Origin of the sequence: Candidatus Aquarickettsia rohweri, from assembly GCF_003953955.1 — a bacterium.
In the GTDB taxonomy this organism is placed as follows: Bacteria; Pseudomonadota; Alphaproteobacteria; order Rickettsiales; family Midichloriaceae; genus Aquirickettsia; species Aquirickettsia rohweri.
Genome location: NZ_RXFM01000075.1, coordinates 1 through 7,152, shown reverse-complemented (window position 1 = coordinate 7,152; position 7,152 = coordinate 1). Strand labels below are relative to the sequence as shown.

Sequence of the window (7,152 nt, the reverse complement as noted above, 5' to 3'; positions counted from 1 at the left end):
CTTTTAGATGGAAGACTGCGTATTGATAATAATGATTCGGAGCGTAGTATAAAACCATTTGCAGTTGGCAGAAAAAATTGGATGTTCTGTGCAACAACTAAGGGTGCTAAAGCTAGTGCAAATATTTATAGTATTATTGAAACTTGCAAAGTAAATAAGATTAATCCTTATGATTATTTAAAATATTTGCTGAATCATATTCATGATTATTCTGATCCAAAAGAGTTAGTAAATTTACTTCCATATAATATTGATAAAAAAATATCATCAAATTAAATTTTTTTTAGAATTATCAAAAAACTTAAGAAACCCAAAGAAAGGCGGATAATACTTGTCAAGATGGGGATATTTTAGCGTTTACACGAGAATAAACAATAAAAAAGCAGTATTGATATGCTATTTTCGTGGCTCCTGATGAATAAATTTGGTATAAATTTCTAATTTTTATATGTCACTGTCAGTTCGAGTTAATTTAAATGTGCTGACCATGAAGGTTGAGATCCATCAGTAGGTGTATAAATTACTCTTTCATTATTACCATCAATGTCAATAGCATAAATTTTATTACTTCCATCTCTTTTTTGTCTACCAAATATAATAGTTCTACTATTAGGAGCCCAAGAAGGACCCTCTTCAAGCCAACTACTTGTTAATAGTCTTTCATCACTACCATCTGGCTTCATAATCCCAATATAAAAATTACCTAATAATATTTTAGTAAATGCTATCCATTTGCCATCAGGAGACCAAATAGGAGTTCTATAGCTACCTTCGCCACTACTTATTTTTTTGATATTTTCACCATCTCTATCCATTACATAGATTTGAGTTTTTCTTCCTCCTCTATCAGAATTAAATAATATTTTTTTACCATCTGGCGAATATGATGGAGAAGTATCTATACAACCATGAACATTTGTTAATTCTTTTTTTATTTTTGTATTTAAATCTATTTCATAAATATTAGTTGTACCCTTTTTTGCTAAAGACATCACAACATAATTATTATCAGGAGAGAAGCTAGGGGCAAAAGTCATGCCAGCCATGTCACCTATTAAATCTTGCTCCCCAGTTTCTAAATCAAGCACATAGACCTTTGGAGGATTTTTTCTACTCTTATAGCTCATAAAAGTTACTCTTTGAGACTTCATATCAAACCTAGGAGATAAAATAAATTCGTTGCCACTGGTTAAAAATTTAAAATTAGCACCATCCTGTTCCATTATTGCTAATCTTTTTATCTTATTCTTTTCATCACCTTTCTCAGATACAAAGATAATACGTGAATCAAAATAGCCTTCAACACCTATAAATTTTTTATATATACTATTAGCTATTTTATGTGCAATCCTCCTCCATCCAGCTATAGGAATTTTATATTGTCCCTTTTCTACCTCCTTCTCCTTAAAAGAATCATATAATATATAACTAACTTCTACAAAGTCTTTTTCTCTATCTAAATTCACCTTAGCAACTAATATCATACTAGAATTTATAGTACGCCAATTTGTAAAAACTGGAATTTTATTTATTGTTGGAATTTCTAAAAAAGCCTCATTTTCTATAACACGGAATATTTCTGAATTATTTAAATCATTAACTAAAACATCTCTTATCTTTATTCCAAATTCAATTGAATCTAAATTCTTACCTTCAAATTCTGCAACTGCAACCGGTAAAGCTTCATATATTCCATCACTAATATTTATTTCAATTTTTGAATGAGATATTATAATACCGTATATAAAGATTAAACAGAAAATAACAAAGTATCTCCAAACTGTAACCATACCCCTATTATTCTCGCTCATCAATAGATATAGATATTTTAGAGATAGAAACAACTTTTTCTCCCTTATTTAAATCAATAATCTTGACGCCCTTAGCATTTCTACTAGTTACCCTAATCTTATTAACTTCAGTTCTAATAATAGTACCAAGATTTGTCATTAACATTATCTGGTCGTCTTCTTCAACAGGAAAAGATGAGACAACGTAACCATTTCTATTACCTGTATCTATATTTAATACTCCTTGGCTATTACGATTTGTAACTCTATATTCATATGCTGAAGTTCTTTTACCATAACCATTTTCTGTAATTGTTAAAATAAATTGCTCTTCTTTTGCAATTTTATTTATATCAATTCCATCTATATTTAGTTGCTTTTGAGGTTTATTATGTATATCTAATGCTAATTTTAATCTAGTTTTTAAAGGAACTTTTAAATACTCATCCCTTTTTAATATATCTAATTCACCAGAATTTAAAATAGACATTGATACAACAGTATCTTTGCCTCCTGATAACTTTGCAGCTTTTACACCATCTGATGCTCTACTTTTAAATACCCTTAAAGACTCAACAGAAAATCTTACAGCTTTTCCCTTTCTTGTTGCAAGCAAGATATGAGACTGATCTTCACATACAGAAACCGCAACCAATTTATCATCACTACTTAATTTTATCGCAATTTTCCCATTTGCTTGAATATTTGTAAAATCACTAAGTTTATTTCTTCTAGCGTTTCCTTTTTGAGTAGAAAATATAATATTTAACTTATCTAAATCATCTATATTTTCTGGCATCGGCATAATACTGGCAATGCTATCATTTTGCTCTAAAGGTAATAAGTTAACTACAGCCCTGCCCTTTGATTGAGGACTGGAAATTGGCAATTTATAAACTTTTAATTTGTAAACTTTTCCCATAGATGAAAAAAATAATAACGGAACATGAGTATTAGTAACTAATAATTCATTAATAATATCGTCCTCATACATTGTCATAGCAGACCTTCCTTTTCCACCACGTCTTTGTGCTCTATAAACTGCTAATGGAACCCTTTTTATAAACCCAGTCTTAGTCAATGTAACCACCATATCTTCTTTCTGAATTAAATCTTCATCAGAAACATTAAGTCCTTCATTTTTAATAACAGTCTTTCTAGGAGTCGCAATAGTAGACTTAACACTTAATAATTCTTCTTTTATTAAAGAAACTAATTTTTCATCAGAGAAAAGTAAATCAAGATATTCTTTTATAATCTTAGCAAGATCCTTGAGTTCATTATCAATTTTACCTTTTTCTAAAGCTGTTAAACGATGTAATTTCATTTCTAAAATTGCTTTTGCCTGCTCTTCGGTGAAAAAGCATTTACCATCTTTTATCTCATTTCTATGATCAGCTACCAAATCAAGCAAAGGTATTATTTGTTCAGATTTCCATTCTCTGCTCATTAAATTAATTTTAGCAGCCTGTGTATCTGCAGAAGATTTAATAAGAGCAATTATCTCATCAATATTTGCTACAGCTATAGCAAGCCCTATCAATAAGTGAGCCCTTGTTCTTGCTTTATTAAGTAAAAAAGTAGTTCTTCTTTTTATTACTTCTTTTCGAAAATTAATAAATGCACTAAGTATAGCTCTTACTCCCATAACTTCTGGCTTACCATCGTTAAGAGCTAATATATTAATACTAAAACTATTTTGAAGCTGAGTGTTTTGATATAGTTGATTTAATATAACATCAGGATTTGCCTCACGCTTAAGATCAATAACAACTCTAATTCCTAATTTATTTGTCTCATCTCTTATTTCAGAAATACCTTCAATTACTTTCTCTCTAACGAGATCCTCAATTGCTTTTAACATTTCAGCTTTATTAACCTGATAAGGTATCTCAGAAATTATTATAGATTCTTTACCATTTTTCTCTTCTACAGCTGTTTTTCCTCTGATTACTACACTTCCTCTACCCTTTAAAAGCGCAGATTTAACACTGTTTCCATTGATAATTTCACCACCTGTTGGAAAATCTGGAGCAGGAACAAATTCAATAAGTTCTTGATCTGAAATTTCAGAATTATCAATTAAAGCGCAGCATCCATCAATAACTTCACCTAAGTTATGAGTAGGTATACTAGTAGCCATACCAACTGCTATTCCACTTGCACCATTTACTAATAAGTTGGGAAATCTAGATGGCAATACTTTTGGTTCTCTTTCAGAGCCATCATAGTTATCTTGAAAATCAATAGTATCTTTATCTATATCTGTTAAAAGAAAACTTGCAGATTTTGCAAGCCTAACCTCAGTGTATCTCATTTGAGCTGGTGAATCACCATCTATTGAGCCGAAATTACCTTGACCATCAATAAGAGGTAATCTTAAAGAAAAATCTTGCGCCATTCTAACAAGAGCAGAATATATAGCACTATCACCATGAGGATGATACTTACCCATTACTTCACCAATTACTCTAGCAGATTTTCTGTATGGTTTATCATGAAAGTTACCAGTTTCATTCATAGCAAATAGTATTCTTCTATGAACTGGCTTTAGTCCATCTCTACAATCTGGCAATGCACGACTTACTATAACACTCATTGCATAATCTAAGTATGCACTTTGCATTTCATTTTCAATTGAAACAGAAACTGTTCCGGATAATTTAGATTTATCTTCGTTCAACTTAACTACTTAATAAAGTTAATAATTAAAATTTAACGTTAGTGTAAAGTCAAAATTGACAATACACCAGTTAATTTTACTTTGTTTATATTTATAATTTAATCCCTCCTAACTCCAAAAATTCTTAGTAAGAATATAAACAAATTAATAAAGTCCATATAAAGATTAAGAGCACCGTATATTGAAGTTTTTTGAGCTACTTCATTAGAAGCATTACCCATTTGGTAATAAACTGACTTAAGCATTTGAACATCATATGCAGTAAGCAATGTAAACACTATAACACCAACATAAGATAATACATTACTTAAAGCAGAACTTTGAAAAAACATATTCGCAAAACTTGCAATAAAAATACCTATAACTCCCATCATTAAAAAAGAACCCATTCCAGTTAGATCCTTTTTCGTTGTATGGCCATATAATGCCATAGCCCCAAATAACGAAGCTGTAATAAAAAATGTTTTTGCAATACTTTCACTTGTGTACACATAAAATATTGATGACAAAGAAAGCCCCATTAATCCTGAGAAAACCCACAATGAAGTTCTAGCACCTGATACAGACATAGACATAATTTTAGCACTCATAAAAAACACCATACCTAAGGGAGCTAACATAACAACCCACTGTAATGGAGTAGAAAATATAGCATTCATCAAACCTGGAGATGATGCTGTAAACATAGCAACAAGAGCTGTAATAACAAGAGCTATTCCCATATTTTGAAACACAGATAACATATAAACTCTCAGACCTTCATTATATCCAGGTCTTTGAACATTAGATTGTGCATAATTTGTATAGTCTACCATATCTATTAAATATATAAGTTTAAAATCTAGTAATAATATATATTATTTAATGATAATTTTCAATGAGAATAAAACTGTAAATTTAAATATTATCTTTAAATTTAAGATTCACTAATAGAATTTGGCAATTTCTTAACTTTTTCAAATTTAGCTAATAAGGGCAAAATCACCAATAAATGAACAAAATACCAAATTGTTGAAATTTGACTAAAAGTAATATATGGCTCCTCTGCTACTTCTCCACCTAAATATCCAAGAATCAAAAAATTTATAAAAAACAGATAAGTAAAGATTCTAAACAAAGGCCTATAATTAGCACTTTTCACTTTACAACTATCAAGCCAAGACAAAGCAAAAAGTATCAATATGGCTCCAAACATAGCAATTACACCACCTAATTTATCAGGTATAGACCTTAGTATTGCATAAAAGGGTAGAAAGTACCATTCAGGAACTATGTGTGCAGGTGTAACCAATGGATTTGCTTCAATATAATTATCTGGGTGTCCCAAAACATTAGGCTTAAAAAAGACAAAATAAAAATAAATCATAAAAAATATTCCAAATCCAAAAAAATCCTTCACAGTATAATAAGGATGAAATGGAATAGAATCTTTTTTTGATTTAATTTCTACACCTGTTGGATTGTTAGATCCATGCACATGTAAAGCTACAATATGAATAATAACCAATCCCACTATAACAAACGGTAATAAAAAATGCAGTGCAAAAAATCTATTAAGCGTTGGATTATCTACAGAAAAACCTCCCCATAACCAAACAACAATATCATCTCCAATAAAAGGAACTGCTGAAAACAGATTAGTTATAACATTTGCTCCCCAATAGCTCATTTGTCCCCATGGCAGAACATACCCCATAAAAGCGGTCGCCATTGTTGCTACAAAAATAAAAATTCCAAAAAACCAAACCATTTCTCTTGGAGATTTATACGAACCATAATATAATCCCCTGCCAATATGAATATAAATACTTGCAAAAAACATTGATGCTCCTACTGCATGAGTATAACGAAGCAACCACCCATAATTAACATTTCTCATTATATTTTCAACACTATCAAACGCCATTTTAACATGAGGAGTATATTGCATTGCAAGAAACAACCCTGTAACAATTTGCAATAATAACGCAATACCAGCTAGTGATCCGAAATTCCAAGCATAATTTAAATTCTTAGGAACTCTATAGTCTGCAGAATGCTTAATAAAACTGAATATTGGTAATCTATATTCTATCCAATTAACTATTGAATCCGTTAAACTTTTATTATTTTTTTTCATTAATATTCACAAATAACAAAATATAAATTTCACATTATTAATTATCTTATCTCAGCACACTCATCAATCTTTTTTTTAATTTAAATCTGCAGTTAATAATCTTATAGATGTTTTTACATTAAAAATTTCAGACCTTTTAAAAATTTAATAATAATTATATTTTTTAAGCAATTTTTTTAATCTATCCCTAGCTCTAAAACTTGCATAAGTTTTTTGTTTTTTTTCATCAACAATTAAGTAATTAAAAATTATTGATATACCATTTTTTCTATCCAACCTATGAACCAACCCACTTGTATATCTAACTTATTATTACCATCACTTCGCAATAGCCCATTACCTGTCTTCCCATAAAGTTTCCAATCTCCTAATCTTTCAATATACAATATTTTTTTTGTCATTTCTTGAGCTTGTTTACTAACTGGCAAGTTATTTGATATAAGCTTTTGTAAGAATTTTAATTGCTCTATAGGAGAAATTTTTAAAGAACTTGAAAGCCATGCATTTGTAAGCCCATTTGATTTTCCTTTATCACCAGATAGATTGACATTACCATAATT

At 29.8% G+C, this 7,152-nt stretch carries 5 protein-coding genes and 1 pseudogene; 1 reads left to right on the top strand and 5 read right to left on the bottom strand.

The window, feature by feature from the left end; all coding sequences use genetic code 11:
• A partial coding sequence (locus tag EIC27_RS05255; protein WP_153183752.1) for a transposase domain-containing protein occupies window positions 1-276 on the top strand: 276 nt, incomplete at its 5' end.
• A gap of 191 nt (window positions 277-467) precedes the next feature.
• On the opposite strand, the gene tolB is transcribed toward EIC27_RS05255, so the two are convergent.
• From tolB to EIC27_RS05230, 5 genes and pseudogenes are all read right to left on the bottom strand, one after another.
• Window positions 468-1,790, bottom strand: coding sequence for a Tol-Pal system beta propeller repeat protein TolB (tolB, locus tag EIC27_RS05250; RefSeq protein WP_126045055.1), 1,323 nt, complete (start codon window positions 1,788-1,790; stop codon window positions 468-470).
• Between the two features lie 7 nt (window positions 1,791-1,797).
• Entirely contained in the window at window positions 1,798-4,473 is a 2,676-nt protein-coding gene (gyrA, locus tag EIC27_RS05245; RefSeq protein ID WP_276310340.1) for a DNA gyrase subunit A, read from the bottom strand.
• Between the two features lie 98 nt (window positions 4,474-4,571).
• Window positions 4,572-5,288: a Bax inhibitor-1/YccA family protein gene (locus EIC27_RS05240; RefSeq protein WP_126045053.1), complete on the bottom strand. Its 717-nt coding sequence runs from the start codon at window positions 5,286-5,288 to the stop codon at window positions 4,572-4,574.
• A 101-nt stretch (window positions 5,289-5,389) separates the two neighbouring features.
• Entirely contained in the window at window positions 5,390-6,592 is a 1,203-nt protein-coding gene (locus tag EIC27_RS05235; RefSeq protein ID WP_126045052.1) for a cytochrome b, read from the bottom strand.
• 144 nt (window positions 6,593-6,736) lie between these two features.
• A pseudogene (locus EIC27_RS05230) lies at window positions 6,737-7,152 on the bottom strand (penicillin-binding transpeptidase domain-containing protein); the annotation flags it as partial.

Excerpts from the sequence above, each read along its gene's own strand:
- EIC27_RS05240 (WP_126045053.1), bottom strand. The coding sequence starts at position 5,288 with ATGGTAGACTATACAAATTATGCACAATCTAATGTTCAAAGACCTGGA.
- EIC27_RS05235 (WP_126045052.1), bottom strand. The coding sequence starts at position 6,592 with ATGAAAAAAAATAATAAAAGTTTAACGGATTCAATAGTTAATTGGATA.
- tolB (WP_126045055.1), bottom strand. The coding sequence starts at position 1,790 with ATGGTTACAGTTTGGAGATACTTTGTTATTTTCTGTTTAATCTTTATA.